Raw genomic sequence first — 25,561 nt, 5'->3', positions numbered from 1 at the left:
AGTGCCCTCAACTGGTGGAGGCCAGCGCAACGCCAGCCATGATCAAGGCGCCGCCCGCCAGGGTGCGCCAGTGCAGCGGCTCCCCGAGGAGCAACCACGCCAGCGTCGGCACGATCAGAAATGCGAGGCCCATGAATGGATAAGCCAAATGCAGGGGTGCATGTCTGAGCACCCAGATCCATGCCAGGGTAGTAACTCCATACAGCGCAAGTGCCGCCAGCAACCAGCCGTTGGTCACCACAGCTCCCAGCGAAAGCGCTGCGGGCAATGCAGCCGCGGCCTTCTTGAAAAGCAGCTGGCCTATGGAAATGCCGACGACACACAGCAGCGTAAAAAGACTGAGGCTAAGGCTCATGCGGGATCTCGTGGTTGGATGTGAGCGGCCGCGTCCCAGGGATGGCGGCTTTCAAGCACTCGCGTACCGCCCCACTGCAGGCGTGTGCCCACGGGGCAATGGATCTCGATGCGCAGGCTGCCCGGTTCACGCGGACGCAACTCGTGATTGGCGGATACCACCAGTGGGCGCATGGCACCATCGGTCTCCACTCGCGGCTGTAGAGGCAGGCGGTAGGATGGCTGGAGAATGCGTCCGGTAAATGTTTGAAAGGAGAAGCCCACCTGTCGACATTTTCCGCCTGCGCTTTCCAATGCCAGCTGTGTTTCCCAGAGAGCGTTAAAGGGGTTGGCTTCGCTGATCTGCTTCACAACCGAGGCGTCAACAGCGACATTCAAGGAGGCAGGCGACTGCATGACTATCCAGGCCTGCTCGCCAGCAGGCTGCATGCCATGGGCTGCTGTTTCCACATTCTCGGCCAGCTGCACGATCGTGCGGACCGCACCCATTCGTTCGGGATCAATGGCGTTGCGCTCCCACTTGAGCGACAGGAACGAAGCCGTGAAAGACAAGGCCACCACAACGACTAGCCAGCCGAGTGTCGAACTGACTGCACGGTGGTCTCTGGTCATCAGCGCAAGGCACCAACGGCTGCGTGAGCGTTCGATCCGAATGTGCAGCGTGCCTATGAGCACAGCCATGCTCAAGGACGCCAGAGGTATCAGCCAGGGGTCGAGAAGCACGGAGCTGTAGCGGCTGTTGTGCAAGATGGGCAGCAGCTGAACCAGCATCGCGCCCAGAAGTAGAGCAAGCAGCGCGGCGAGCCACAGGGCGGGTGAGCGGCGTAGCAGGACGGGCTCGCTGCCTGGCTGTACTGCCAGGCGACGATTCAACAGCAGGTGCAAGACGGCGGCCGCGATCAGAAAAAACTCAATGAGGCGGACGTTGCGCAGCGTTCGGCCTGCGGTTTCGATCTGAGCCGGGTGGTGAGCCAGCCACCACCACAGCTTTCGGGTGAAGAACTGCACAGCCTCGGCAGGCGCCATCGACTGAAGCTGCCAAAAAGCTGCGAGAGATGTTGCCCGGTCTCCCTCCAGTGAAAGCGGGTTGCCCGACTGGGCTGCCAGCGCGACCAGGGTGTTGACATCGAAGCCGAATCCGAGAAAGCCCGGTTCTGCACCCTGGAAAAGCGGATGCGTACCAAGGTATAACCCGATGCCCGAGCCCGTGCCCAGGCCCCACAACCCAAAGACCAACCCGTTCTTCAGAACCAGTGCAAGAGGCAGCACCAGTGCGCCTGCCACACTCCAGGCAAGGGCTGCCACCTGTCGAGGCACGGGGCTGTCGTCGCTCTCGCCTCTTAGAAAGGCTGCGCGATAGGTCAGCCATGCCAGGCAGGCGAGCAGGCCCGCAGGCGCGACCAGCTGCAACACAGGACGGGTCAGCAGCGTCAGGGTGAGCATGATGGCACCCTGGAGTGCCGTCGATGCCCTGTAGTCACGCGCAATGACGATGCGTGCAAGCGCGTGCATCCAGCCGAACAGAGCAAACAGGAAGAGCGGCTCCGTCATCTCTGAAGGAAAGTAGCGCAGCAGTTCGGAGGAAAGAAGGAGCAGCACCATGGCGCTGGCTCCGGCCAGCGGACCGCCCAGCAGGCAGCTGGTACGCCAGAGGAAAAAGACGCTCCCTATCCACAACCCCATATTGGCCACGCGGATCAGCAGTGGCTCTGCTCCCCAGAGCGCAGGCCAGAGATAGGCCAGCGGCGTCACTTGATAGCTCTGCGGGGTGAGCAGAAAGGACCATCCTTGTTCCAGGAACGCGCGGGCGGCTGGCAGATAGGTGTACTCCGGATCTGGAAGCACCGGCGCACCGAGCCTGTGTGCGATATGGCGCAGCCCGACAAATCCGGCGATGACAGGCCACGCCCAGGGAGACAAAAGAATATTTCTGATGCGTTGGAGGCCACATGAGAGGGTGGCCCGCCAAGTGCGCTGCTGCCGACTGGGTTTGAACTTCAGAGCCTGCTTTTCTAGCAGATGCCAGCTGGCATAGGCGAGGGCCGTCGTGCAGGCTATGGCCAGCAGCAGGGATCCTGTAAAACCTGCTTCAGGCCAGGCGTAAAAAATGATGGTTTGCTGGATCGGGAAGGCGAAGAGGTATATGCCGTAAGACGGGTCGCCCCACCGTCCTGCACGGCGCAGAAAGGGCGTGGCGCGCGTGCCGCCATAGATGACGGCGAAGGGCAGGGCCAGCAGCAAAGCAGTGTGCCGCCAATCCGCCACCCAGGCTGCGCCAGCGAGCAGGCACAACACAGCCGCCCACCGCGCAGGACGGCGGCGCCACTGCGGCTCTAATGCCTGCAGCGCAGCGCCGGAGAGGAAAAATACGCTCAGTTCGCGTCCGTAATGCACGCTTCCGGTCAGGTCGGCGTTGCTGCGCAAGAGAAACCAGCCCAGGGCAATGGCAACACCCGTGAGAAACACGACACGAAAGCGGAGCAGGCCCACCACGCCGGCCAAACCCAGGAAGAGATAGCACCGCACCTCGATCGGGATGGTCCACAGCGAACCATTGACTCCGGACGGATAGGGATTGTCCTCAAAGACCCCCGGCAGCACGAAGTGAATCTTCATCCACAGGCCTTGCAGGTAGTTCGCCGTGGCTCCATGCGTCAGGTATTGCCCCAGCGGCAGTTCCGTCACCCAGGCGCCCAGTCCATAGGCTGTTAACACGATCACAGCGGTCAGTGCAGGCCAGATGCGCAGAAAGCGCCGCAGGCCGAAGCGCCATACGTTGGGGTCGCGCTGCCAGCTGGCAGTCACCAAATATCCGCTGATGACGAAAAAGATGGTGACGGCCAGCCCCCCCAGGCTGTGGATGCCAAAAAAGGACGGCTCCATCTGCCCGGTCAGAGCGTAGTGGTGGCTGACCAGCACCATGGTGGCGGCGACGATGCGGATCGCATCGAAGTTGTTGCCCGGATGGCTGCCTTGGGCAGAAGGGGAGAGGGGGCTCATGCTGGCAGTCAGCTGCTCTGCAATGCCAACCCCGCATGCTCTCGCAGCGGATGGAAATGGATCTTCGGAAACCGCTCCTGCGCCAGCCGTACGTCGTAGGGGCTCGTGCACAGATACGCCAGCGTATCCGCTGCATCTCGCGCCATGCGCAGCGGATAGGCGTTTTCAAACTCGCGCAGTTCGGCCGGCGTGTCCGCCGTGATCCAGCGCGCCCCGGTGTATTGGCAACCCTCCAGCCGGATGTCGCAGTTGTATTCGGTATTCAGCCGGTGCTGCACGACCTCGAACTGCAGCTGGCCCACGGCGCCCAGCAGCATGTTGCCACCGGCCTCAGGCTTGAACACCTGGATGGCGCCTTCCTCGCCCAGCTGCATCAGGCCCTCGTGCAGCTGCTTGGTGCGCAGTGGGTTTTTCAGCACCACCGTCATGAACATCTCGGGCGCGAAGAAGGGCAGGCCGGTGAATTGCAGGGCCGGGCCATCGGTGATGGTGTCGCCCAGCTGCACGCCGCCGTGGGTGGTAAAGCCGATGATGTCGCCCGCGTAGGCTTCTTCCACCGCCTCGCGGCGCTGGCTCATGAAGGTGACGACCGACGTGGGGCGCAGCTCCTTGCCCGTGCGCTGCACGCGCATCTTCATACCGGGTGTGTATTTGCCCGAGGCCACGCGCACGAAGGCAATGCGGTCGCGGTGGTTGGCGTCCATGTTGGCCTGCACCTTGAAGACCACGCCGGCAAAGCCCTCGTCCTCAGGCTGTACGACCTTTTCCACAGGTTGCTTGTTCACGGCCAGCGTGCTCGTGCGCGGGCCGGGTGGGGGCGACATGTCCACTACCGCGTCCAGCACTTCCTTGACACCAAAGTTGTTCACGCCCGAGCCGAAGAACACGGGGGTGAGCTTGGCGGCCAGGAACTGCTCGTGGCTCCACTCGGCGGAGGCGCCCACGGCCAGCTCCATGCTCTCCAGCGCGTCGTCGAAGACCGAGCCGAAGCGCGCGCGCAGCCTGTCGGCTTCGGCCAGCGGGATGATCTCGAAGTCTTCCGGACGCTTTTCGCTGCCGGGTGAAAACACCGTCATGGTGCGCGTGCGCAGGTCGATGATGCCGCCGAATTGCCGGCCCTGGCCCACGGGCCAGGTCATGGGGCAGCAGGGCATGCCCAGCTCGCGCTCCACCTCGTCCAGGATGTCCAGCGGGTCGCGCACCTCGCGGTCCATCTTGTTGACGAACGTGATGATGGGCGTATCGCGCTGGCGGCAAACCTCGATCAGTCGGCGCGTTTGCGTTTCCACGCCGTTGGCCGCGTCGATGACCATCAAGGCCGAATCGACGGCCGTGAGCACCCGGTAGGTGTCCTCGGAAAAATCCTTGTGCCCCGGCGTGTCCAGCAGGTTGATGACGTGGTCGCGGTAGCTCATCTGCATGACCGAGCTGGCCACCGAGATGCCGCGCTGCTTTTCGATCTCCATCCAGTCGGACGTGGCGTGGCGGCTGGCCTTGCGGCCTTTCACGGCGCCGGCGATCTGGATGGCGCCGGAGAACAGCAGCAGCTTTTCCGTCAGCGTGGTCTTGCCCGCATCGGGGTGGGAGATGATGGCAAAGGTGCGGCGGCGCCGCGTTTCAAAGGCGTAGGACACGGTGCGTGCGAGAAAGGCGTGGTGGGCGCGGCGCAAGGCAGGCGGCGCGGCGCGTCGGACGGGCGCGTGCCGGGCGGGGCCCGCCGGCACAGTGGCAAATGCGCAATTCTACGGACCAGGGCGCGTCCGGCCGGCCGGGCGCGCCGTGCCACAGTAGCGGCCATGCAAGAAACCCCTGCCGCGCCGGCGGCCCGCACCTGGGTGCAGGCGGGCAGCGCTGCCTATCGCCGCGTCAGTGCCGCCCTGTTCCTGGCCGGTTTTTCCACCTTCTCTTTGCTGTACTGCGTGCAGCCGGTGCTGCCCGAGCTGGCGGCGTACTTCGGTCTGAGCCCGGCCGGCAGCTCGCTGGCGCTGTCGGCCAGCACGGGCTGCCTGGCGGTGGCCATCTTCGCGGCCGGGGCGCTGTCGCAGGGGCGGGACAAGCGCCGGCTGATGTTCGCCTCCATGGCGCTGGCTGCGCTGTGCAACGTGGCAGCGGCGCTGGCGCCCGCCTGGGGCGCGCTGCTGGCAGCGCGGGCGCTGGAGGGCGTGCTGCTGGGCGGCGTGCCGGCGGTGGCCATGGCCTATCTGGCCGAGGAGATCCACCCGCGCGGCCTGGGCTTTTCGATGGGGCTGTACATCGGCGGCACGGCCTTTGGCGGCATGGCCGGGCGCATCGGCATGAGCATGCTGGCCGACGCCTGGGGCTGGCGCGTGGCCCTGGCCGGCATGGGCGTGCTGGGCCTGCTGGCGGCCGTGGGCTTCGTGCTGCTGCTGCCGCGCGCGCAGCGCGCCGCGCAGGCGGGCGCGGCGGCCGAGCGCCTGACCCTGGCGCAGCACCTGGCGGCCTGGCGCGCGCACCTGGCCACGCCGGCGCTGGCGCGGCTGTTTGTCTCGGCCTTCGTGCTGATGGGCGTGTTCGTCTCGCTGTTCAACTACGTGGGCTTTCGATTGGCGCTGCCGCCCTACGGCCTGTCGCAAACGCAGATCGGGCTGGTGTTTGCCGCCTACCTGTTCGGCATGGTGGCCTCGCCCGCGGCCGGGGCGCTGGCCGACCGGCGCGGGCGGGCGCCGGTGCTGGTAGGCGGGGTGCTGCTGATGGCGGTGGGCGTGCTGCTGACGCTGGCCGCGCCGCTGGCGGCGGTGATGGCGGGCATCGCGCTGCTGACGTTTGGCTTTTTCGTGGCGCACGCGGTGGCCAGTGGCTGGGTCGGGCGCCTGGCCGGGGCGGCCAAGGGCCATGCCTCGTCGCTGTACCTGCTGGCGTACTACCTGGGCTCCAGCGTGCTGGGCTCGGTGGGCGGCTGGTTCTGGGAGCACGGGCGCTGGCCGGGCATGGCCGGCTTTGCGCTGGCGCTGCTGGGCGCGGCCCTGGCGCTGGCCCTGCGCCTGCGCGCGGCGGGACGTTGAATATAATGCGGCCCTTTCCCGAGGAGCGTTGCAGCGCCCCCGCTCAGGCGGCGTGAGGCTCGGGAGATCGGGCCCGGCCCGCTGTGCAACGACGCTCATCCACCTGGCGTGCGATGGGCGGCGGACTTCTTTCCTGCGTTCCTGCCTCGCGCGGCCGGTGGTGTTTCCCAACCGCCCAGGAGCCGCCATGAACACCCGCACCCCCTCCCTTTCCCCGGCCGATTGCGCCATTGCCGACCTGTCGCTGGCCGACTGGGGCCGCAAGGAAATCCGCATCGCCGAAACCGAGATGCCCGGCCTGATGGCCATCCGCGACGAGTACGCCGCCGCCCAGCCCCTGAAGGGCGCGCGCATCACCGGTTCGCTGCATATGACCATCCAGACGGCCGTGCTGATCGAGACGCTGCAGGCGCTGGGCGCCACGGTGCGCTGGGCCTCGTGCAACATCTTCTCCACGCAGGACCATGCCGCTGCCGCGATCGCCGCCGGCGGCACGCCGGTCTTCGCCATCAAGGGCGAGTCGCTGGAGGATTACTGGGACTACACGCACCGCATCTTCGACTTCGGGCCGAAGGGCAGCGGGGCGGAAGGCCCCAACATGATCCTGGACGATGGCGGCGACGCCACGCTGCTGATGCATCTGGGCCAGCGCGCCGAAAAGGATGCCTCGCTCGTGGCCGGCAACGGCGCCAGCGAAGAAGAGCGCATCCTGTTCGCCTCCATCCGCAAGAAGCTGGCCGAAGACGCCACCTGGTACAGCCGCAAGTCGGCCGAGATCATCGGCGTGACGGAAGAAACGACGACCGGCGTGCACCGCCTCAACGAGATGTCCGCCAAGGGCACGCTCTTGTTCCGCGCCATCAACGTGAACGACTCGGTGACCAAATCCAAGTTCGACAACCTGTACGGCTGCCGCGAATCGCTGGTGGACGGCATCAAGCGCGCCACCGACGTGATGATCGCCGGCAAGGTGGCCGTGGTCGCCGGCTACGGCGACGTGGGCAAGGGCTGTGCCCAGGCGCTGGCCGCCCTGCGCGCCCAGGTGTGGGTGACCGAGATCGACCCCATCAACGCGCTGCAGGCCGCGATGGAGGGCTTCAAGGTCGTCACCATGGAATACGCCGCGCCACTGGCCGACATCTTTGTGACCACCACCGGCAACCGCGACGTGATCCGCCACGAGCACATGGTGGCGATGAAGAACGAGGCCATCGTCTGCAACATCGGCCACTTCGACAACGAGATCGACGTGGCGTCGATCGAGAAGTACCAGTGGGAAGAGGTCAAGCCCCAGGTTGACCACGTGATCTTCCCTGACGGCAAGCGCATCACCCTGCTGGCCAAGGGCCGCCTGGTCAACCTGGGCTGCGCCACGGGCCACCCCAGCTTCGTGATGAGCAGCAGCTTCGCCAACCAGACCATCGCCCAGATCGAGCTGTTCACCAAGCAGGGCGACTATCAGGCCGGCAAGGTCTACGTGCTGCCCAAGGTGCTGGACGAGAAGGTGGCGCGCCTGCACCTGAAGAAGGTCGGCGCCCAGCTCACCGAGCTGACCGACACCCAGGCCGCCTACATCGGCGTGGACAAGAGTGGGCCCTACAAGCCCGAGACGTACCGCTACTGAGCATCAAAAATCATAGCTGCCAGCGCTTGATAGAAGCCGGTTTCGGAGTGAAAGCCCTCTGAAGGTGGCTTGCAACAAGCGCCAGCAGCTATCAAAAAGAGAGAGGACGGCACGATGCGTGCGGACGTGTTTCTGGTGGAGGGCGGCCATGCGGCCACCCGCTCGCAGGCCCAGCGGCTGATCGCCGCCGGCGTGCAATGGCGCCTGGCGGCCACGCTGCCCTGGCAAAAGGTGGGCAAGAACGGCGACGACATACCGCCCGGCGCCCAGGTGCAGCTGCTGGACGCGTCCGAGGCCAGGTACCTCTCGCGCGGCGGCCTCAAGCTCGAAGGCGCGCTGGCCGCCACCGGCATCAGTGTGGCCGGCCTGCGCTGCCTGGACGTGGGCCAGGGCACGGGGGGCTTTACCGACTGCCTGCTGGCGCACGGCGCGGCGCAGGTCATTGGCGTGGATGTGGGCCAGAACCAGCTGCACGAGCGGCTGCAGGCCGACCCCCGCGTGGTCGGCGTGGAGGGCGTGAACGCCCGCCACCTCACGCCAGAGGCGCTGCAAGAGGCCTGCGAGGACGCGCTGTGCGAGCGCATCGACGCCGAGCCCGAGGACAACGACACCCAGCCCCAGGCCCCCTACGCCTGGATGCGCAACGGCGGCATGGTGGACGACGAGTACGATGACAGTGCCGACGCCAAGGAGCACGAGGTCGAGGCCTTCAAGGCCGAGCGCGCCGCCCGCGCCCAGGCCCGCGCCGCCGGCAGCCTGCCCACCGTGCGCCGCCGCCGCGCCGGGCGCGAGCAGGTGGACATCACGCCCGCCTTCCCCTTCATCACGGGCGACGTGTCCTTCATCTCGCTGACCCTGGTGCTGCCGGCCCTGGTGGCGCTGCTGCAGCCGGGCGGCCAGCTGCTGCTGCTGGTCAAGCCGCAGTTCGAGCTGCAGCCCGGCCAGGTGGGCAAGGGCGGCATCGTGCGCGACGCCAGCCTGTACGCCCAGGTCGAGGAGCGCCTGCGCGCCAGCTGCGAGCAGCTGGGCCTGCGCGTGCGCGCCTGGCTGGACAGCCCCATCGAAGGCGGCGACGGCAACCGCGAATTCTTCATCCACGCCGACCTGGGGAGCGCCGCATGAGCACGACGACCGCAGCGCTGCCCGTCAGCTTCGAGTTCTTTCCGACCAAGACGCCCGAGGGCGCCGAGAAGCTGCGCGCCGTGCGCCAGCAGCTGTATGCGCGCGCGCCGCAGTTTTGCTCGGTCACCTACGGCGCCGGCGGCTCCACGCAGCAAGGCACCTTCGCCGCCGTGCGCGAGATCCTGGCCGAGGGCGTGGATGCCGCGTCGCACTTCTCGTGCATCGGCGCCACCAAAAGCGGCGTGCGCGAGCAGCTGGCGCAGCTCAAGGCCATGGGCGTCAAGCGCCTGGTGGCCCTGCGCGGCGACCTGCCCAGCGGCTACGGCCTGGGCGGCGAGTTCCACTACGCCAGCGACCTGGTGGCCTTCATCCGCGCCGAAACCGGGGACGACTTCTTCATCGAAGTCGCGGCTTACCCCGAGATCCATCCCCAGGCCCGCAGCGCCGAGACCGACCTGAACGCCTTTGCCGCCAAGGTGCGCGCCGGCGCCGACTCGGCCATCACCCAGTACTTCTTCAACGCCGATGCCTACCAGCGCTTCGTGCAGGACACACGCCGGCTGGGGCTGGACGTGCCGGTGGTGCCGGGCATCATGCCCATCATGGGTGCCAGCCAGCTGCTGCGCTTTTCCGACGCCTGCGGCGCCGAGGTTCCGCGCTGGATCCGGCTGCGCCTGCAGGGCTTTGGCGACGACGTGGCCAGCATCCGCGCCTTCGGGCTGGACGTGGTGACGCAGCTGTGCGAGCAGCTGGTGCGCGCCGGCGCGCCAGGCCTGCACTTCTACACCATGAACCAAAGCGCGGCCACGCTGGCCATCTGCGAGCGCCTCAAGCTCTGAAGCGGGGCAGACGGGCCAGGCGGCTAAAGTGCCTTGCTTGCGCAACGCAGGAACGCCACCTCCATGCACCCACCCCCCTTGCGACTGCTCTGGGCCGCGACCGCCGCCGCCCTGATGGCCGGCTGCGCCGCCCCCCCGGCGGCCACGCCCGAGCCTGCCGCCGCGCCGCCGCAGGCCGCAGCGCCGGCCCCTGCGCCCAGTATTCCGTTGCTGGCGACACCGCCCGAGCGGGCGGAGCCGGCGCTGCGCATCAGGCCCGAGCGCGGCCCGGCCGAGGCCTCAGGCCCGCCCGGCCTGCGCCTGCCGCCGCAGGCCGAGCCAGCCGAGCCGCCAGTGCTGCTGGGCAGTGGCCAGGCGTCCTGGTATGCCGACAGCCTGCACGGGCGGCGCACCGCCAACGGCGAGCGCTATGACCGCGAGGAGCTGACAGCCGCGCACCGCAGCCTGCCCTTTGGCGCGCGGCTGTGCGTGCGCAGCCTGGTCAACGGCCGCACCGTCATGGTGCGCATCAATGACCGGGGGCCCTTCGTGCGCGGCCGCGTCATCGACCTGAGCCGCGCCGCCGCCGAGGAGCTGGGCATGGTCGGCCTGGGCATCAAGCCGGTGCAGCTGTGGCGTCTGGATGAGGGCAGCGACACCTGCCCCGAGGAGCTGGAGGCGCAGGTGGAAGGCTCCAGCCTGGGGCTGGACGCGGCGGCGGCTGACGAGGCCCTGCAGCTGGCGCCGCCCACCCGGGCCGCCAGGCCCGCCCCGAAGCCCAAGGCGCGGCGCAAGCCGCGAAAGCGCTAGCTGCCCGCTGCCTCAGCCGCCGCCCGCTTCCAGCGTGTGGCCGGCGTGGCGGTCCTGCGCCAGCAGCTCGGCCATCTGCGGCAGCGCCTCGCGCAGGGCGGCCTGCAAGGTGTAGGGCGGGTTGATGACGAACATGCCGCTGGCCGGCAGGCCGGGGCGGCGGCTGTCGCCGGCGGCCGGCGGCGCCATCTTGCTGCCCTTGACCGTGAGCGTGGCGTGCAGCCAGGGCTTGCCGAGCTTGGTGGCCAGGGTTTTGAGGCGGCGCGGCAGGTCGTGCGCCTCGGGGCGCGGGATGATGGGGTACCACACGGCGTAGGTGCCGGTGGCAAAGCGCTTGAGCGCGTCCTGCAGCATGTCCTGCACCCGGCCGTAGTCGGTCTTGATTTCATAGCTGGGGTCGCATAGCACGAGCGCCCTGCGCGCCGCAGGGGGCAGCAGCTTGCGGGCGCCTTCGAAGCCATCCTCGCGCAGCACCGCCACCTGGCGGCCGGCATCGAGCTGCTCCACGTTGCGCTCCAGCGCCCGGGCGTCGCTGGGGTGCAGCTCGAACAGCTTCAGGCGGTCGTGCGCGCGCAGCAGGCGCTGGGCGATGAAGGGCGAGCCGGGATAGACACGCACCTGCTGGCCCTGGTTGAAGCCCCGCACGGTGTCCACATACGCCTGCAGCGCGGGCGCCAGCGGGCCGGGCGCGGCCAGCACCCGGGCAATGCCGTCGGCGCTTTCGCCGCTGGTGTTGGCGTAGTCGCCGTCCAGGCGGTACAGGCCGGCGCCCGCATGGGTGTCAAGCACCATGAGCGCGGCCTCCTTGAGCAGCACATGCTGCAAGGTGGCGATGAGCACCGTGTGCTTGAGCACGTCGGCGTGGTTGCCTGCATGGAAGGCGTGGCGATAACTGAACATGCGGCGATGGTAACCAGGGCGGCGTCGCCCGTGATGACGCACAATGCACCGCTGCCAAGCTCTCCTGCCTCGCTGATCCGCTGCCCCTTCCATGTCTGCCGTCCCCGTCCGCGCCACCCCAGCCAGCGTCGCCCATCACGTCGATGCGCTGCCGCCGGGCACGCGCCTGGGTGAATTCGAGGTGCTGGCGCTGCTGGGGGTGGGCGGCTTCGGCATGGTTTATCAGGCGTTCGACCATTCCCTACTGCGTTTCGTGGCCATCAAGGAATACATGCCGGCGGCGCTGGCCGGGCGTGCCGACGGGCAGTCGCTGTGGGTGCGCTCGTCCTCGGACGCGCAGTCCTACCAGGCGGGTCTGGCCTCCTTCGTGGGCGAGGCGCGCCTGCTGGCCCAGTTCGACCACCCGTCCCTGGTGAAGGTCTTCCGCTTCTGGGAGGCCAATCACACCGCCTACATGGTCATGCCGCTGTACGGCGGCATGACGCTCAAGCAGGCGCGCGCCCACATGCGCACGCCGCCGCCCGAGGCCTGGCTGCGCAAGCTGTTGTGGTCGGTGACCAGTGCGCTGCGCGTGCTGCACGAGGGCCAGGCGCTGCACCGCGACATCTCGCCGGACAACATCTTCCTGCAGGACGCGGGCCCGCCCGTGCTGCTGGACCTGGGCGCCGCGCGCCACGTCATCGGCGACGGCTCGCAGCGGTTGACCTCGGTGCTCAAGGTCAACTACGCTCCTATCGAACAGTACACCGACGCTGGCCAGCAGCTGCAGCAGGGCCCCTGGAGCGACCTGTACTCGCTGGGCGCCGTGGTGCATGGCTGCCTGTGCAACGATACGCCGCTGCCGGCCACGCTGCGCGCCATCCGCGACCGCATGGTGCCGTTCTCGCGCGTGGCGCGCACCGTGCGCAAGCAGTTCGGCGTGGAGTATTCGCGCCCCTTCATCGACGCCGTCGCGCACAGCCTGCAGCTGCAGCCGCAGGACCGGCCGCAGACCATCGACGCCTTCCTGCAGGAAATGGGCATGACCGAGGCCCCGGCCGGGCTGGAGCATTTCGACTTCCGCGCCGAGCTGGCGGACGTCTGGGTCGAGCCCTCCAGCAAGGATGCGCAGGGCGTGGCCAGTGACAAGGTCATCGACCTGTCCGCGCTGTCCCAGCCTTATTCCCCCCCCTCGGCCGGCGACACCGTGCCCGAGGCGCCGGTGCAGCAGGCGCCTGAAGGCGCCCCGGCATTTGCCGAAACGGTGGCCGTGGACTGGGACACAACGGCCTTTGCCGATACGCGCAACCTGGCGCTGGACGAGCCTGCGCCGCGCACATCCAGGGCGGGCGGGCAGCGTCTCGCGACAGAAGACCCGGGCCACCCCGGGGCAGGGCAGCCGCCGCGCCGCGCAGGCCCCGCTGCAGCCCTTGCCGGACGCGCGCGGCTGATGGGGGCCATGGCCGCCTCGCTGCTGGTGCTGCTGGCCGTGGCCTGGTGGTGGGGCCAGCAGCAGCAGCGCCCGCGCTACACGCCCGAAAGCGAAATCATCACCGAACTGGCGCCGCCGCCCCTGCCGCCGCCGCCGCTGCCGCTTTCGCCGCCGCCCGAGGCGGCGCAGGACGAAGCGGTGGACGAAGCGGGAGCCGCTGCCAGCGAAGCGGCCGCTGCGCTCCAGCCGGCAGCGCCTGCACCGCGGCCCCGCGCCCCGCGCCGGGTGGAGGAAGCCCCACGCCCGCCGCCTGCTCCCGAGCCGGTCGTGCAGGCCCCGGCGCCGCCCGAGCCGCGCCCGGCTGCCTCGCGTGCAGCGCCCCCCGCGCGCGTGGCCGGGCCCCAGGAGGCCTGCGCCTCCGCCAGCTTCCTGGCGCGGCCGCTGTGCATCCACGAGCAGTGCCAGACCGCCGCGCTGGCAGGCCACCCCGTGTGCGTGGCCGCGCGCCGCCAGCGCGAGGAAGCGGCGCGCCAGCAACAGATGTACCCGCAGTAGCGGCCGCAGGCGCGGGTTTTTTTGGCCAGCGTTATATAATGGCGGGCTTCGCAGCGATTTTCAGGTCCCGCGGCGAAGCCTTGCACCCACCTAAGAGGCTCACGTCAAGAAGAGCACCGACCGTGGAAAAGGACCGGCCAAACCCTCTTTCTCCAGAGAAAACTCACCATGACCACCTTCAGCGCAAAGCCTGCTGAGGTCGTGCACGAGTGGTTTGTGATTGACGCCACCGATAAGGTGCTCGGTCGGGTCGCCAGCGAAGTGGCCCTCCGTCTGCGCGGCAAGCACAAAGCCATCTACACGCCTCACGTTGACACCGGCGACTACATCGTCGTGATCAACGCCTCCAAGCTCAAAGTGACGGGTACCAAGTCCACGGACAAGATGTACTACCGCCACTCCGGCTTTCCCGGCGGCATCACTGCCACCAACTTCCGCGACCTGCAAGCCAAGCACCCCGGCCGCGCCCTGGAAAAGGCCGTCAAGGGCATGCTGCCCAAGGGCCCCCTGGGTTACGCCATGGTCAAGAAGCTCAAGGTCTATGGCGGCGGCGAGCATCCGCACAGCGCGCAGCAGCCCAAAGTGCTGGATATCTAAGGAGCCGAGATGATTGGTGAATGGAACAATGGCACCGGCCGTCGCAAGTCCAGCGTCGCCCGTGTGTTTCTGAAGAAGGGCTCCGGCAAGATCACTGTGAATGGCAAAGACATTCAGCAGTACTTCGGCCGCGAAACCTCCATCATGATTGCCAAGCAGCCGCTGGCGCTCACGGGCCATGTCGAGACTTTCGACATCCAGGTGAACGTGCACGGCGGTGGTGAATCCGGCCAGGCCGGCGCTGCCCGCCACGGCATCACCCGCGCTCTGATCGACTACGACGCCACGCTCAAGCCCCAGCTCAGCGCTGCCGGCTTCGTGACCCGTGACGCCCGCGAAGTCGAGCGCAAGAAGGTCGGCCTGCACTCCGCACGCCGCGCCAAGCAGTTCTCCAAGCGCTGATATTCAGCCTTGCAGAGCCGAAAGAACCGCCCTCGTGGCGGTTTTTTCATGCCTGCAGGCATTGCCTGCCGCGGCCTGCGGCCCCATATGCGGCTAAAGCCTTATGCGCCCTGGCGGCAAATGCCGCTGCCCCTGCGGCGCCACAGGGTTTGCCTTAACATTCCGCGTACCACTGCCCAGGAGCCGACATGAGCGCCGTTGCCGAAATCACCACCACCGAAATGCCCACCCCCATCCTGTTCACCGACAGCGCTGCCGCCAAGGTGGCCGACCTGATCGCCGAGGAGGGCAACCCGGATCTGAAGCTGCGCGTATTTGTGCAGGGCGGTGGCTGCTCGGGCTTCCAGTACGGCTTCACGTTCGACGAGATCACCAACGAGGACGACACCACCATGACCAAGAATGGCGTGTCGCTGCTGATCGACGCCATGAGCTTTCAGTACCTGGTGGGCGCCGAGATCGACTACAAGGAAGATCTGCAGGGCGCTCAGTTCGTCATCAAGAACCCCAACGCCGAAACCACCTGCGGCTGCGGCTCCAGCTTCTCGCCCACTGACCAATAATGGATCGCACCGGCCGCCAGGGCCGCCGTGCGTAAACGAGAGAACCGCCCGAGGGCGGTTTTTTCATGCATGCCTGGCCGCGGGCGCCGACCCCTTCAGGCACGCACCTCGCCGGCGCCCACGATGAGTCCGCTGTTCTTTCATCCCCTGGACTGCAGGCTGACCATGCAGCCTTGATCGGCCTGGAACTGGTGGAGCGTCACTTGCTGCCTTGCACTGGCGTGGTGCTGCCATGCGCCGGGCGGGCAGGGTGGCAGCGTGGATCTGCAGCGGCGCGATGGGCGCTTGCTCCGCGCCGGCCGGCAGTGCCGCTCATCACAGGCAGCTGGTGCGAAACCATGTCTTTGCCCCGGGCGACTTCTTCCTCAGGCCGGGTAGATGGCGCCCAGCACGCGTGGCCCGCGTGCGCCCGTCGCGGCGGGCAGGTTGCCGGGCAGGCCGTGCAGGCACTGGCGGGCGAGCCAGGCAAAGGCAGCGGCCTCCACCTGCAGGGGCGGCAGGCCGTGGTGCGCGGACGATTCGACGCGCACGCCGGGCAGCAGGGCCTGCAGCCGGCGCATGAGGTGGCCGTTGAGCGCGCCGCCGCCGCAGACGATGAGCAGTCGCGCGCCCGCGCCATGGCGCTGCATGTCCTGCACGCAGGCGCGGGCCGTCAGCTCCGCCAGGCTGGCCTGCACGTCCTGCGGCCGGGCCTGCGACGCGCCCGCGGCCTGCAGGCAGCGCTGCAGCCAGGCCGGGTTGAACAGGTCGCGCCCGGTGCTGCGCGGGGGCGGCAGCGCCAGGTAGGGTTCGGCCAGCAGGAGCTGCAGCAGAGCGGGCAGCACCTGCCCACTGGCTGCCCAGCTTCCGTCCTCGTCGTAGAGGCGCCCCTGGTGCCGCTGGCACCAGTGGTCCATCAGCGCGTTGCCGGGGCCGCAGTCAAAGCCCGTGGTCGCGCCACTCGCGCCCAGCACGCTCAGGTTGGCGATGCCGCCGATGTTGAGCACGGCCACGGCTTGGCCCGCCTGGCCGAACGCGCGCCGGTGAAAGGCGGGCACCAGCGGGGCGCCCTGGCCGCCGGCGGCCACGTCCCGGCTGCGCAGGTCCGCCACCACCGTGATGCCGGTGGCTTCGGCCAGCAGGGCGGGGTTGTTCAGCTGCAGGGTGTAGCCGGTGCCGTCGTGCAGGCCGGGCTGGTGGCGCACAGTCTGGCCGTGGGCGCCAATGGCGCGCACGGTGCTGGCGGGCAGGCGGGACTGGCTGAGGAGTTCGTGCACCACGCCGGCATAGGTGCGTGCCAAGGCGCTGGCGGCGAGGGCCGCGCGGTGCAGCTCGTTGTCGCCGCAGGTGTTCAGTGCGAGCAGCTCTGCTCTCAATTCAGGAGCTAGCGGCGCAGATGCATGGCGCGCTACGGCGCATCCGGACTCTGAAATCTCGGCGAGCACGCCGTCCACGCCGTCCAGCGAGGTGCCCGACATCAGCCCGATGTACCACTGGGCGGTGGCAGCTTCTGCGGGCTGCTGCGCCGGGCGGGTGCCCGCGGACATCACTCGGCGCTGGCTTGCAGGGTCTGCGAGGCGGCGGACAGTTGCACGCGCATGTTGCCGGCCAGCTGTTCGAAGGCCTTGCGTGCCGCGCCTGCGATAGGCTGGCCGGCCTCGCTTTGGCGGGCGATGCTCATCGGGTCCTGGTGCTGGCCGTTGACGCGGAATTCGAAGTGCAGATGGGGGCCGGTGGCCCAGCCCGTGGAGCCGACGGCGCCGAGGGTGTCGCCCTGGTCGATGGACTGGCCCTTGCGCACGTCGATGCGGCTGAGGTGGGCGTACACGGTCACGTGCTGGTTGCGGTGGTTCACATAAACCACGTTGCCGTAGCCGTTTTGCACGCCGGCGAACTCGACCACGCCGTCGCCCACGGTGCGCACGGGCGTGCCGGTGGCAGCGGCCATGTCGGTGCCCAGGTGCGCGCGCCAGGTTTTCTGGATGGGGTGCATGCGCATGGAAAAGCCGCTGGAGATGCGCGTGAAGGCCACCGGCGAGGTCAGGTAGGCGCGGCGCATGCTCTGGCCTTCCAGGGTGTAGTAGGCGCCCTTGGACTGGGGCGTCTCCTGGAACCACAGCGCGTCGTGGGTCTTGCCGTTGTTGTGGAACTCGGCGCTCAGCACGCGGCCGCTGCGCAGCGGCTCGCCATCGGCTTCCAGCGTCTCATAGACCACCGAGAAGCGGTCTTCCTTCCTCAGCGAGCGGCGAAAGTCGATGCTGCTGGAGAAAATGTCGGCCAGCTGCACGGCCACGCCGTCGGGGATGTTGGCCGCGTCGGTGGCGGCGAACAGCGAGCTGCGAATGACCCCGCCGGCCAGGCGGCTGCCCACCGTGAGGGGGGCGCTTTCGATGCGCGCGCTGAAGGTGCCGTCCGCGCCGCGCTCGACCACCAGGCGCTTGAAGTTGGGGGTTTCGTCCGGCGCCCAGCGCGCCGTCAGGCGCTGCAGGCGCTGGTCGTCGGTGGCCTCGGCGGTGAGCGAGCGGCCGGCGCGGCCGAGCAGGTTCTGGCGCACCAGGTCGTTGCCGCGCAGGAAGGCGGAGGCGGCCGGGTCGGCCACGCCTATGCGCTCCAGCAGGTTTTCCGGGGTGTCGGTGCTGCGCGTGACGTCAGAGCGGTACAGCGAGTAGCTGGGCATGCTGTCCAGCAGGCTGGCCAGGGTGCTGCCCTCGGCCAGGGAGTCGACTTCTTCCAGCACAGTGCTGACGGGCAGCTGCGCCGGGTCGGGTGCCAGCGAGGCCACGGCAAAGGCGCCGCCGCCGCCGGTGAGCAGCACGGCGCCCAAGGCGGCGGTGATGCGTTTCGGGTGCTGACGAACCGTGCGTGCGACGGATTCAAGGAGTGCCACGCAGGCGGCGGTCAGTTTGTTTTTCAACAAGAGTCTTACCCCAGGCTGTGATGCCTCCGGGCCCCTCGGGTGCTGCGGCTCGGGGCAGCGTGGAGGCGGGAAGCAAGGCGGAAATCAAGGTGCGGCTAAAGGGCGCAAAGGCCGGGAAAGTGGGCAGGCCACTAGAATCCCCCGCTGCAAAATGCCCGCAAGTATAGTCGGCGTCGTCCTGCAGACACCCCTGGAAACCCTTATGAATCAAGCTGCTGTTACAACATTTCCATTGACCGGCGACGTAGGACAGGCGCTTGAAGTGTCGCTGCGCGGCGTCGATGAACTGCTGCCGCAGGACGAGTGGGCCAAGAAGCTCGCCCGCTCGGCGGCCACCGGCCAGCCGCTGCGCATCAAGCTGGGGCTGGACCCCACGGCGCCCGACATCCACCTGGGCCACACGGTGGTGCTCAACAAGATGCGCCAGCTGCAGGACCTGGGCCACCGGGTCATCTTTCTGATCGGCGACTTCACCACGCTGATCGGCGATCCGTCCGGGCGCAACAGCACGCGCCCGCCGCTCACCGCCGAGCAGATCAAGCAAAACGCCGAGACCTACTACACCCAGGCGGCCAAGGTGCTCGATCCTGCGCGCACCGAGATCCGCTACAACAGCGAGTGGAGCGACCAGCTGGGCGCGCGCGGCATGATCGAGCTGGCCGCCAAGTACACCGTGGCCCGCATGATGGAGAGGAACGACTTCCACCAGCGCTTCACGGACGGCAGCTCCATCAGCCTGCACGAATTTTTGTACCCGCTGCTGCAGGGCTACGACTCGGTGGCCCTGAAGAGCGACCTGGAGCTGGGCGGCACCGACCAGAAGTTCAACCTGCTCATGGGCCGCCACCTGCAGCAGGAGTGGGGCCAGGAGCCGCAGTGCGTGCTCACCATGCCGCTGCTGGTCGGCCTGGACGGCGTGGACAAGATGTCCAAGTCCAAGCACAACTACATCGGCATCACCGAGGACGCCAACAGCATGTTCGCCAAGGTGCTGTCGATCTCCGACACGCTGATGTGGGACTGGTACACGCTGCTGTCGTTCAAGAGCCTGGCGGAGATCGCGGCGCTCAAGGCCGAGGTGGCGGGCGGGCGCAACCCCAAGGACGCCAAGGTCATGCTGGCCCGCGAGATCACCACGCGCTTTCACAGCGCGGCCGCGGCCGATGCGGCGCACGAGGACTTTCACAACCGCAGCAAGGGCGGCATTCCCGACGACATCCCCGAGGTGCGCCTGTCCGGCGCGCCGCTGTCCATCGGGGCGCTGCTCAAGGCTGCGGGCCTGGCGCCTTCCAGCAGCGAGGCCAACCGCCTGATCGACGGCGGCGGCGTGCGCATCGATGGCGCGGTGGTCAGCGACAAGGGCCTGAAGCTGGAAGCCGGCAGCTGCGTGGTGCAGGTGGGCAAGCGCAAGTTCGCGCGCGTGCTGCTGGACTGACTGACTGACTGACCACAATATCAGTCAAATCGGCCTCTAGCGCTTGCCAGTCAAGCGCTGGAAGCTATTAAATCAGGAGCGGCGCCGCGCCTCAGCCGCCCTGCTGCGCCGCCGGCTCGCCGACCGCCAGCCGCGTCGCCTCGGCCTGCAGCAGCAGCCAGGCACAAAACGCCTGCACCTCCGGCCGCTGGGCGCCGCGCGGGCCCGGCACCAGCCAGTACACCAGGGGCGAGTCCAGCCGGTGGCCGGGCAGCACCTCCACCAGGTCGCCGCGCGCCAGGATCTCGGCGATCAGCGGCATGCGCGCCAGCGCCAGGCCCTGGCCGGCCAGCGCGGCCTGCACGATCTGCTGGGCGTAGTTGAAGTACAGCCAGCGCTTGGGCTGCAGCCGCTCCAGGCCGTGCACGCCGAACCAGCGGCGCCAGGTGATCCACTCGAAGTAGGGCATGCGGTGCGCGTCGCCGGCCTCGATCAGGGTGAAGCGCGCCACGTCCTGCGGCGTGGCGATGGGCGGCATGCTGCCCAGCAGCCAGGGGCTGCCCACCACCGCCAGCTGCTCGCCAAACAGGCGCTGCGCGCCCGGGCCGGCGTGCCCGGGGATGCTGGAGCGCAGGGCCAGGTCCACGTCGGCCGTCTCCAGGTCCTGGATGGCGTCGCTGGCGTCGATGCGGATGTCGATGTCCGGGTGGTCGCGCTGGAATTCCTCCATGTGCGGGATCAGCCACATCGACGCAAAGCTTGCCCAGGTGGTGATGGCCACGCTGCGCCGCCCCGCCGCCAGGCGCACTTGGCGCACGGCCGCGTCCAGCCGCTCCAGCGCCGGGCCCACGGCGCGCTGCAGCTGGCCGCCGGCGCTGGTCAGCTCCACCGCCCGCGTGTGGCGCAGGAACAGCGGCACACCCACTTCGTCCTCCAGCGCCTGGATCTGCCGGCTGACGGCGGACTGCGTCAGCGCCAGCTCCTCGGCCGCGGCGCGAAAGTTCAGGTGCCGCGCCACGGCCAAGAACGCACGCCAGTGGCCCGCGGCCACGGGCCGGGTGCGCAGGTGGGTGATGGGCAGGGCGGCGGCGGGCGGCGTGCTCATAAAGGCTCCTGGAAAGCGGGTGCTGGGGCAGTGATTGATGCAGTTCGGGAATCTATCCGGGCATCGCAATTCATTGGACGCCCCAGGCGCGCAGTTTCACACTGCAGGCACACCCAAGGCTTTTTTGGAGCGTGCCATGACCGCCGTAGCTTCCGTATCTGTTCCCGAATCGCAACAATCGTCGCCGCAGCCCGTGCGCCTGGCCGCGGGTGCCGAGGTGCAGACGCTGGAGCTGCACCAGGCCCGCAGCCTGCGCGCTGCGGCGGCCATGCAGCTGCGCGTGCTGCGCGGGCGCGCCTGGGTCACCCTGGGCACCGGGCCCGGCGGCTGGCTGGAGGCCTCGGGCGATGCGCTGCTGCATGCCGGCCAGTGCCTGCAGGTGCAGGCCGGCCAGCAGGCCGTGCTGGAGCCCCTGGGCGGCGAGCCGCTGCACTACCAGTGGCGCCGCGCCGGCGCCGATGCCCCGGCCGCGCGCCCGGCGGCCTGCGCCGCCCAGCCACAGGCCTGCGGGGCCTGAAGGCCGGGTTTAGGGTCAAATCGGGCTGAAACCATTGCCAGACAAACGCTGGTAGCTATGGTTTTTGATAGCCGGCAGGGCGTCCGATAATCCCCGTTTCGCGCGCCGCGCGGCCTTGCCTGCAACCCTGACTCCTTCCCCATGACAGCGCCCCTCGACATCATCATCATGGCCGCCGGCCGCGGCACGCGCATGAAAAGCCGCACGCCCAAGGTGCTGCAGCGCCTGGCCGGCCGGCCCCTGCTGCACCATGTGCTGGACCAGGCAGCCTGCCTGCAGGCCCGCCGCGTGGTGGTGGTAACGGGCCACGCTGCTATCGAAGTGGAAGCTGCCTGCGCAGGCCCCAAGGGCGCTGGCGCCGGTTTTGACCTGCAAACCGTGCGCCAGGAGCCACAGCTGGGCACCGGCCACGCCGTGCAGCAGGCGGTGCCGCTGCTGGCCGGCGACGGCCTGGTGCTGGTGCTGTCGGGCGACGTGCCGCTGACCCAGGCGGGCACCCTGGCCGCCCTGGTGGCCGCGGCCGGCCCCGACCGCATGGCGCTGCTCACCGTGCGGCTGCCCGACCCCACCGGCTACGGCCGCATCGTGCGCGGGCCGGATGGCGCCGTGCAGCGCATCGTCGAGCACAAGGACGCGAGCGACGCGCAGCGCGCCATCGGCGAGATCTACAGCGGCATCATGGCCGTGCCCGGCCGGCTGCTCGCGCCCTGGCTGGCGCGCCTGGCCAACGACAACGCCCAGAGCGAGTACTACCTGACCGACATCGTCGCCATGGCTGTGGCTGGCGGCGTGCCCGTGGCCGCCCACTGCATTGACGATGCGCTGCAGGTGGCCGGCGTGAACAGCCCCGCCCAGCTGGCCGAGCTGGAGCGTGCCCACCAGCTGCGCCAGGCCGCGCGGCTGATGGAGCAGCAGGGCGTGCGCCTGGCCGACCCGGCGCGCTTCGACCTGCGCCAGGACGTGCGCAGCGGCGCGCCCGGCGAACTTGCCTGCGGCCAGGACGTGGAGATCGATGTGGGCTGCCTCTTCAGCGGCCGCGTGCAGATCGGCGAGGGCGCGCGCATCGGCGCCTACTGCCACATCGCCAACGCCCGCATCGGCGCTGGCGCCGTCATCCACCCCTACACCCACATCGACGGCGAGGCCGCGGGCGTAGAGGTGGGGGACGGTGCGCTGGTCGGCCCCTTCGCGCGGCTGCGCCCGGGCGCGCAGCTGGGGCGCGAAGTGCACATCGGCAACTTCGTCGAGGTCAAGAATTCGACGCTGGCCGACGGCGCCAAGGCCAACCACCTGGCCTACCTGGGCGACGCCACCGTGGGCGAGCGCGTCAACTACGGCGCCGGCAGCATCACCGCCAACTACGACGGCGCCCACAAGCACCGCACCGTGATCGAGGCCGACGTGCATGTGGGCAGCAATTGCGTGCTGGTGGCGCCCCTCACCCTGGGCGCCGGCGGCACCGTGGGCGGCGGCTCCACCGTCACCAAGAGCACGCCGCCCGGCGCGCTGACCGTGGCGCGCGGCAAGCAGGTCAGCCTGGCCGGCTGGAAGCGCCCAGCCAAGCAGCCCAAGGGCTGACAAGGCCATGGCAGACACCCAGGCCCTGCAGCAGCAGCTGGCGCAGGCCCGCCAGCAACTGGCCGACATGGCCGCCGCGCAGGACGCCTTCATGCAGCGCGTGGTGCACGACCTGGGCGCGCCGCTGCGCCACGTCACCTCCTACGGCACGCTGGTGCGCGAGCTGCTGGCCGAGCTGCCGCCCGAGGACACCGTGGCCGAGGCGCAGGACTGCGTGGCCACCATGGAGCAGTCCGCCCGCCGCATGGCGCTGATGCTGGACGGCCTGCGCGCCCTCGCCGACGCCGGCCGCGCCCCGCTGCAGCTGCAGCCCGTGGACCTGAGTGCGGCGCTGCACGAGGCGCGTACCCTGCTGGCCGCCAGCGAGGCCGGCCGCCCCGTGCAGTGGCAGGTGGACGATGCGCTGCCCGCCGTGCAGGCCGACCCGGCCCTGCTGCGCCAGCTGCTGCGCGAACTGCTGGCCAACGCGCTCAAGTTCACCCGCGGGCGCGAGCCGGCCCGCATCGCCGTGCGGGCGCAGCGCCAGGGCGAGCGCGTGCACATCGCCGTGCAGGACAACGGCGCCGGCTTCGAACCCGAACGCGCCGGCCCGCTGTTCGGCGTGTTCGAGCGGCTGCACCGCGAGTCGGAATTCGAAGGCGTGGGCGCCGGCCTGGCGCTGTGCCAGGCCATTGCCCAGCGCCACGGCGCGCGCATCAGCGCCACGGCCCAACCCGGCGGGGGCTGCACGGTGCAGCTGGACTGGCCGGCGGCATAGAGCGTTGGGTGGGTGTCCAAGCAAAACGCTCAACGCCCCCCACACAACCGCCCCAAGGGGCCCAGACGGCGGTGCTGCCACGCCGCCCTGAGAGGAGCGCCGCTACCCGCCCAGCCCCAGCTGCGCCTCCAGCTGGCGCAGGCGCTGGCGCAGGGCGTTCACTTCCTCGATCAAATCGGCCGTCAGGCCGGCCAGCTGCGGGTCGGCGTCGAACGTCGATTCCAGCCGCGCCAGGCGGCGGGCGCGCACCACGGTGGTGCTGGAGAAATGCCAGCTGCTGCCGGCCTGGTCGCCCTGCAGCAGCCCGGCCGTGGCCCGCTCGCTGACCCAGCCGGGGGCCATGCAGCAGGCACGGGCCAGTTCGTCTAGGCTCAAGGGGCCGCGCTCGTCCAGCAGCTCGGCCAGGGCGCTGGCGGGAGTGTGGGGTGTTGGCATGGCGGTCAGCCTCCTTGCGTGCGGCGCGGGTTGAACGATGGGTAGGCCTGGGCCAAGGTGCGCCAGGCCTGCTTTTCAGCCTCGGTGGTGGCCGGGGGCAAGGCCACGTGCAGCTCCAGGTACAGGTCGCCCGGCGTGGCGGCGGGAATGCCGCGCCCTTTGAGGCGCAGCTTGCGCCCCGCTTTCCAGCGCGCGGGCACGGTGACTTCCACCGTCGCCCCGCCCGGGGTGGTGACCTCGATGGCGCCGCCCAGCTCGGCCTCCCAGGGGGCGACGGGCACGCTTTGATAGACGTCGCGGTCCTCGGCGCGCCAGCGCGCATCGGGCTTGAACTCCACCTCCAGGAACAGGTCGCCGGCCGGGGCGCCGCCCGCGCCCGGCGCGCCCTGGCCGGCCAGGCGGATCAGCTGGCCGGCGCGCACGCCCTTGGGGATGGTCACCTGCAGCTGGCGCTCTTCATTGACCAGGTGCCCCTGCGCGTCCAGCCGCGCGCCGCGCAGCGACAAGGTGCGCTCGGCGCCGAGGTAGGCGTCAGCCAGGTCCAGTTCGATGCGGGCGTGGTGGTCGCTGCCGCGCTGCTCGCGCGTTGCGCCGCCGCCCGCGCGGTGCGCACGGCCTGGCCCCTGGCCGCGGGCGGTGCGGCCGAAGAGCTCTTCGAAGAATTCGCTGAACTGGGCGCTGTCCATGCCTTCGGCGCCGCCGGGCGCGCCGGTGAACTCGAAGCCCGCGTCCCAGTTGGGCGGCGGGCGAAAGCCCTGGCCGCCGCTGCCTGCCCCGTGCGGCGCGCTGCGGCCCAGCTGGTCGTAGGCGGCGCGCTTTTCGGGGTCGGACAGGACGGTGTTGGCCTCGTTCACCTCGGCCATGCGCGCGGCAGCGTCCGCCTCCTTGCTCACATCGGGGTGGTACTTGCGGGCCAGCTTGCGATAGGCCTTCTTGATGTCGTCGGCCGTGGCGTCCTTGGCCACGCCCAGCGTCTTGTAGTAGTCCTTGAACTCCATGCATCCTCCATGGGTGGCAGCTGCCGACCACTGTAGTGAGCCGGCGGCGCACCGGCTGTAGGTCAACGCTGGGAATGCGGATGCTGTTTATTTGATAGCTCCTTGCGCTTGACTGGCGGGCGCCAGAGGCAGTTTTGTCTCGAATTTTGCACGCTGGGTGGCGAAGAAGGCGCGCACGTTGCGCACATTGGCGTCCTGCGTGAACAGGCGCTGCGACAGCGCCAGCCAGGCCGGCATGTCCACCACCTGGGCGATGAGCACGAAGTCCGGCCCGGGCGAGACGCGCCAGCACTGCTGCACAGCGTCATCCTGCACGGCGCGGGCCTGGAAGGCGTCCAGATGCTCGGCGCCCTGGCGGTCCAGCGACACCTCGGCGATCACCGTGAGGCCGTGGCCCAGCACTTGCGCCAGCCGCTCGGGCTGCACCAGCGCCACCTGGCGCTCGATCAGCCCGCACTCGTGCAGCCGGCGCACGCGGCGCAGGCAGGTGGCGGGCGACACCCCCACCTGCCGGGCCAGGTCCTGGTTGCTGGGCGAGGCGTCACGCTGCAGCTGGTCGAGCAGCTGCAGGTCAATGGCGTCGAGCGTGATTTTCTCTTGCATGCAAGCATGTTAGGCGATCGAATATTTCATCAGTGCCATTTTCTGAAATTCAACGCCGAAAAGATGCAGAAATAGAGGA

At 69.1% G+C, this 25,561-nt stretch carries 23 protein-coding genes and 1 riboswitch; of the genes, 13 read left to right on the top strand and 10 right to left on the bottom strand.

All coding sequences use genetic code 11. The features are described 5' to 3' along the window. Nucleotides 1-7: 7 nt before the first annotated feature. From C7H73_RS14840 to C7H73_RS14830, 3 genes are read right to left on the bottom strand one after another with little or no spacing between them, the layout of a single operon-like run. On the bottom strand, nt 8-355 hold the full coding sequence (locus tag C7H73_RS14840; RefSeq protein ID WP_106847362.1) for an EamA family transporter: 348 nt from the start codon (nt 353-355) through the stop codon (nt 8-10). Continuing rightward, a complete protein-coding gene (locus C7H73_RS14835; RefSeq protein WP_106847361.1) occupies nt 352-3,354 on the bottom strand; it encodes an acyltransferase family protein in 3,003 nt (1,000 codons plus the stop codon). The genes C7H73_RS14840 and C7H73_RS14835 overlap by 4 nt, the downstream gene beginning before the upstream one ends. A gap of 8 nt (nt 3,355-3,362) precedes the next feature. Then, a complete protein-coding gene (locus tag C7H73_RS14830) occupies nt 3,363-4,988 on the bottom strand; it encodes a peptide chain release factor 3 (RefSeq protein WP_106847706.1) in 1,626 nt (541 codons plus the stop codon). A 162-nt stretch (nt 4,989-5,150) separates the two neighbouring features. On the opposite strand from C7H73_RS14830, the gene C7H73_RS14825 reads away from it, so the two are divergent. The 5 genes from C7H73_RS14825 to C7H73_RS14805 all read left to right on the top strand — a co-directional run bounded on the left by C7H73_RS14825 (nt 5,151) and on the right by C7H73_RS14805 (nt 10,751). Beyond that, nucleotides 5,151-6,377: an MFS transporter gene (locus C7H73_RS14825; protein WP_106847360.1), complete on the top strand. Its 1,227-nt coding sequence runs from the start codon at nt 5,151-5,153 to the stop codon at nt 6,375-6,377. 14 nt (nt 6,378-6,391) lie between these two features. After that, a riboswitch (S-adenosyl-L-homocysteine riboswitch) is annotated at nt 6,392-6,481 on the top strand. A gap of 83 nt (nt 6,482-6,564) precedes the next feature. Further along, a complete protein-coding gene (ahcY, locus tag C7H73_RS14820; protein WP_106847359.1) occupies nt 6,565-8,001 on the top strand; it encodes an adenosylhomocysteinase in 1,437 nt (478 codons plus the stop codon). A 114-nt stretch (nt 8,002-8,115) separates the two neighbouring features. Then, on the top strand, nt 8,116-9,123 hold the full coding sequence (locus C7H73_RS14815) for a TlyA family RNA methyltransferase (RefSeq protein WP_106847358.1): 1,008 nt from the start codon (nt 8,116-8,118) through the stop codon (nt 9,121-9,123). Next, nucleotides 9,120-9,962 (top strand): methylenetetrahydrofolate reductase [NAD(P)H], encoded by an 843-nt coding sequence (gene metF, locus C7H73_RS14810; RefSeq protein WP_106847357.1) that lies wholly within the window; start codon nt 9,120-9,122, stop codon nt 9,960-9,962. The genes C7H73_RS14815 and metF overlap by 4 nt, the downstream gene beginning before the upstream one ends. 63 nt (nt 9,963-10,025) lie before the next feature. Beyond that, nucleotides 10,026-10,751 carry a septal ring lytic transglycosylase RlpA family protein gene (locus tag C7H73_RS14805; protein ID WP_227001364.1) on the top strand — a complete coding sequence of 242 codons (726 nt, stop codon included), beginning with the start codon at nt 10,026-10,028 and terminating at the stop codon, nt 10,749-10,751. Between the two features lie 12 nt (nt 10,752-10,763). On the opposite strand, the gene C7H73_RS14800 is transcribed toward C7H73_RS14805, so the two are convergent. Further along, nucleotides 10,764-11,651: a 23S rRNA (adenine(2030)-N(6))-methyltransferase RlmJ gene (locus C7H73_RS14800; RefSeq protein ID WP_106847355.1), complete on the bottom strand. Its 888-nt coding sequence runs from the start codon at nt 11,649-11,651 to the stop codon at nt 10,764-10,766. 91 nt (nt 11,652-11,742) lie between these two features. On the opposite strand from C7H73_RS14800, the gene C7H73_RS14795 reads away from it, so the two are divergent. The 4 genes from C7H73_RS14795 (at nt 11,743) to erpA (ending at nt 15,179) form a co-directional block, all read left to right on the top strand. After that, nucleotides 11,743-13,617: a serine/threonine protein kinase gene (locus C7H73_RS14795; RefSeq protein ID WP_106847354.1), complete on the top strand. Its 1,875-nt coding sequence runs from the start codon at nt 11,743-11,745 to the stop codon at nt 13,615-13,617. A gap of 168 nt (nt 13,618-13,785) precedes the next feature. Then, nucleotides 13,786-14,214, top strand: coding sequence for a 50S ribosomal protein L13 (gene rplM, locus C7H73_RS14790; RefSeq protein WP_106847353.1), 429 nt, complete (start codon nt 13,786-13,788; stop codon nt 14,212-14,214). A 9-nt stretch (nt 14,215-14,223) separates the two neighbouring features. Beyond that, nucleotides 14,224-14,616 carry a 30S ribosomal protein S9 gene (gene rpsI, locus C7H73_RS14785; RefSeq protein WP_106847352.1) on the top strand — a complete coding sequence of 131 codons (393 nt, stop codon included), beginning with the start codon at nt 14,224-14,226 and terminating at the stop codon, nt 14,614-14,616. A gap of 188 nt (nt 14,617-14,804) precedes the next feature. Then, nucleotides 14,805-15,179, top strand: coding sequence for an iron-sulfur cluster insertion protein ErpA (gene erpA / locus C7H73_RS14780; protein WP_106847351.1), 375 nt, complete (start codon nt 14,805-14,807; stop codon nt 15,177-15,179). A gap of 365 nt (nt 15,180-15,544) precedes the next feature. On the opposite strand, the gene C7H73_RS14775 is transcribed toward erpA, so the two are convergent. Continuing rightward, nucleotides 15,545-16,705, bottom strand: coding sequence for an anhydro-N-acetylmuramic acid kinase (locus C7H73_RS14775; RefSeq protein WP_106847350.1), 1,161 nt, complete (start codon nt 16,703-16,705; stop codon nt 15,545-15,547). Further along, nucleotides 16,705-18,072 carry a M23 family metallopeptidase gene (locus C7H73_RS14770; protein WP_106847349.1) on the bottom strand — a complete coding sequence of 456 codons (1,368 nt, stop codon included), beginning with the start codon at nt 18,070-18,072 and terminating at the stop codon, nt 16,705-16,707. Before C7H73_RS14770 ends, C7H73_RS14775 begins: the two co-directional genes overlap by 1 nt. Nucleotides 18,073-18,277: 205 nt before the next feature. Here C7H73_RS14770 and tyrS point away from each other — a divergent pair, with 205 nt between their 5' ends. Next, nucleotides 18,278-19,510 carry a tyrosine--tRNA ligase gene (gene tyrS, locus C7H73_RS14765; protein WP_106847348.1) on the top strand — a complete coding sequence of 411 codons (1,233 nt, stop codon included), beginning with the start codon at nt 18,278-18,280 and terminating at the stop codon, nt 19,508-19,510. 91 nt (nt 19,511-19,601) lie between these two features. Here the strand turns inward: tyrS and C7H73_RS14760 are convergent, their stop codons facing one another. Then, the gene (locus C7H73_RS14760) at nt 19,602-20,594 is read right to left on the bottom strand and encodes a LysR substrate-binding domain-containing protein (RefSeq protein WP_106847347.1); all 993 of its coding nucleotides are present in this window, start codon (nt 20,592-20,594) and stop codon (nt 19,602-19,604) included. A gap of 136 nt (nt 20,595-20,730) precedes the next feature. Between C7H73_RS14760 and C7H73_RS14755 the strand changes: the two genes are divergently transcribed. The 3 genes from C7H73_RS14755 (at nt 20,731) to C7H73_RS14745 (ending at nt 23,446) form a co-directional block, all read left to right on the top strand. Further along, nucleotides 20,731-21,111 carry a DUF2917 domain-containing protein gene (locus C7H73_RS14755; protein ID WP_106847346.1) on the top strand — a complete coding sequence of 127 codons (381 nt, stop codon included), beginning with the start codon at nt 20,731-20,733 and terminating at the stop codon, nt 21,109-21,111. A 141-nt stretch (nt 21,112-21,252) separates the two neighbouring features. After that, entirely contained in the window at nt 21,253-22,689 is a 1,437-nt protein-coding gene (glmU, locus tag C7H73_RS14750) for a bifunctional UDP-N-acetylglucosamine diphosphorylase/glucosamine-1-phosphate N-acetyltransferase GlmU (RefSeq protein WP_106847345.1), read from the top strand. Nucleotides 22,690-22,696: 7 nt separating this feature from the next. Continuing rightward, nucleotides 22,697-23,446: a sensor histidine kinase gene (locus tag C7H73_RS14745; protein ID WP_106847344.1), complete on the top strand. Its 750-nt coding sequence runs from the start codon at nt 22,697-22,699 to the stop codon at nt 23,444-23,446. Nucleotides 23,447-23,548: 102 nt separating this feature from the next. Here C7H73_RS14745 and C7H73_RS14740 read toward each other — a convergent pair whose 3' ends face one another. The 3 genes from C7H73_RS14740 to C7H73_RS14730 all read right to left on the bottom strand — a co-directional run bounded on the left by C7H73_RS14740 (nt 23,549) and on the right by C7H73_RS14730 (nt 25,482). Continuing rightward, the gene (locus tag C7H73_RS14740; protein ID WP_106847343.1) at nt 23,549-23,881 is read right to left on the bottom strand and encodes a chaperone modulator CbpM; all 333 of its coding nucleotides are present in this window, start codon (nt 23,879-23,881) and stop codon (nt 23,549-23,551) included. Nucleotides 23,882-23,886: 5 nt separating this feature from the next. Next, a complete protein-coding gene (locus C7H73_RS14735) occupies nt 23,887-24,879 on the bottom strand; it encodes a DnaJ C-terminal domain-containing protein (RefSeq protein ID WP_106847342.1) in 993 nt (330 codons plus the stop codon). Nucleotides 24,880-24,966: 87 nt separating this feature from the next. Further along, on the bottom strand, nt 24,967-25,482 hold the full coding sequence (locus C7H73_RS14730) for an Lrp/AsnC family transcriptional regulator (protein WP_106847341.1): 516 nt from the start codon (nt 25,480-25,482) through the stop codon (nt 24,967-24,969). Nucleotides 25,483-25,561: the final 79 nt, after the last annotated feature.

The organism is Pulveribacter suum (assembly GCF_003013695.1).
Lineage (GTDB): Bacteria > Pseudomonadota > Gammaproteobacteria > Burkholderiales > Burkholderiaceae_C > Melaminivora > Melaminivora suum.
Note: the sequence above shows the minus strand (reverse complement) of the source record. Positions and strands in the feature narration are given on the sequence as shown.

What these genes read in the sequence shown, in the direction of transcription:
- C7H73_RS14745 (WP_106847344.1), top strand. Translation starts at nt 22,697, where the DNA reads ATGGCAGACACCCAGGCCCTGCAGCAGCAGCTGGCGCAGGCCCGCCAG.
- C7H73_RS14735 (WP_106847342.1), bottom strand. Translation starts at nt 24,879, where the DNA reads ATGGAGTTCAAGGACTACTACAAGACGCTGGGCGTGGCCAAGGACGCC.
- ahcY (WP_106847359.1), top strand. Translation starts at nt 6,565, where the DNA reads ATGAACACCCGCACCCCCTCCCTTTCCCCGGCCGATTGCGCCATTGCC.
- C7H73_RS14800 (WP_106847355.1), bottom strand. Translation starts at nt 11,651, where the DNA reads ATGTTCAGTTATCGCCACGCCTTCCATGCAGGCAACCACGCCGACGTG.
- C7H73_RS14755 (WP_106847346.1), top strand. Translation starts at nt 20,731, where the DNA reads ATGACCGCCGTAGCTTCCGTATCTGTTCCCGAATCGCAACAATCGTCG.
- C7H73_RS14840 (WP_106847362.1), bottom strand. Translation starts at nt 355, where the DNA reads ATGAGCCTTAGCCTCAGTCTTTTTACGCTGCTGTGTGTCGTCGGCATT.
- tyrS (WP_106847348.1), top strand. Translation starts at nt 18,278, where the DNA reads ATGAATCAAGCTGCTGTTACAACATTTCCATTGACCGGCGACGTAGGA.
- C7H73_RS14740 (WP_106847343.1), bottom strand. Translation starts at nt 23,881, where the DNA reads ATGCCAACACCCCACACTCCCGCCAGCGCCCTGGCCGAGCTGCTGGAC.
- metF (WP_106847357.1), top strand. Translation starts at nt 9,120, where the DNA reads ATGAGCACGACGACCGCAGCGCTGCCCGTCAGCTTCGAGTTCTTTCCG.
- rpsI (WP_106847352.1), top strand. Translation starts at nt 14,224, where the DNA reads ATGATTGGTGAATGGAACAATGGCACCGGCCGTCGCAAGTCCAGCGTC.
- C7H73_RS14795 (WP_106847354.1), top strand. Translation starts at nt 11,743, where the DNA reads ATGTCTGCCGTCCCCGTCCGCGCCACCCCAGCCAGCGTCGCCCATCAC.
- C7H73_RS14825 (WP_106847360.1), top strand. Translation starts at nt 5,151, where the DNA reads ATGCAAGAAACCCCTGCCGCGCCGGCGGCCCGCACCTGGGTGCAGGCG.
- C7H73_RS14835 (WP_106847361.1), bottom strand. Translation starts at nt 3,354, where the DNA reads ATGAGCCCCCTCTCCCCTTCTGCCCAAGGCAGCCATCCGGGCAACAAC.
- C7H73_RS14815 (WP_106847358.1), top strand. Translation starts at nt 8,116, where the DNA reads ATGCGTGCGGACGTGTTTCTGGTGGAGGGCGGCCATGCGGCCACCCGC.
- C7H73_RS14730 (WP_106847341.1), bottom strand. Translation starts at nt 25,482, where the DNA reads ATGCAAGAGAAAATCACGCTCGACGCCATTGACCTGCAGCTGCTCGAC.
- glmU (WP_106847345.1), top strand. Translation starts at nt 21,253, where the DNA reads ATGACAGCGCCCCTCGACATCATCATCATGGCCGCCGGCCGCGGCACG.
- C7H73_RS14775 (WP_106847350.1), bottom strand. Translation starts at nt 16,705, where the DNA reads ATGTCCGCGGGCACCCGCCCGGCGCAGCAGCCCGCAGAAGCTGCCACC.
- erpA (WP_106847351.1), top strand. Translation starts at nt 14,805, where the DNA reads ATGAGCGCCGTTGCCGAAATCACCACCACCGAAATGCCCACCCCCATC.
- C7H73_RS14805 (WP_227001364.1), top strand. Translation starts at nt 10,026, where the DNA reads ATGCACCCACCCCCCTTGCGACTGCTCTGGGCCGCGACCGCCGCCGCC.
- rplM (WP_106847353.1), top strand. Translation starts at nt 13,786, where the DNA reads ATGACCACCTTCAGCGCAAAGCCTGCTGAGGTCGTGCACGAGTGGTTT.
- C7H73_RS14760 (WP_106847347.1), bottom strand. Translation starts at nt 20,594, where the DNA reads ATGAGCACGCCGCCCGCCGCCGCCCTGCCCATCACCCACCTGCGCACC.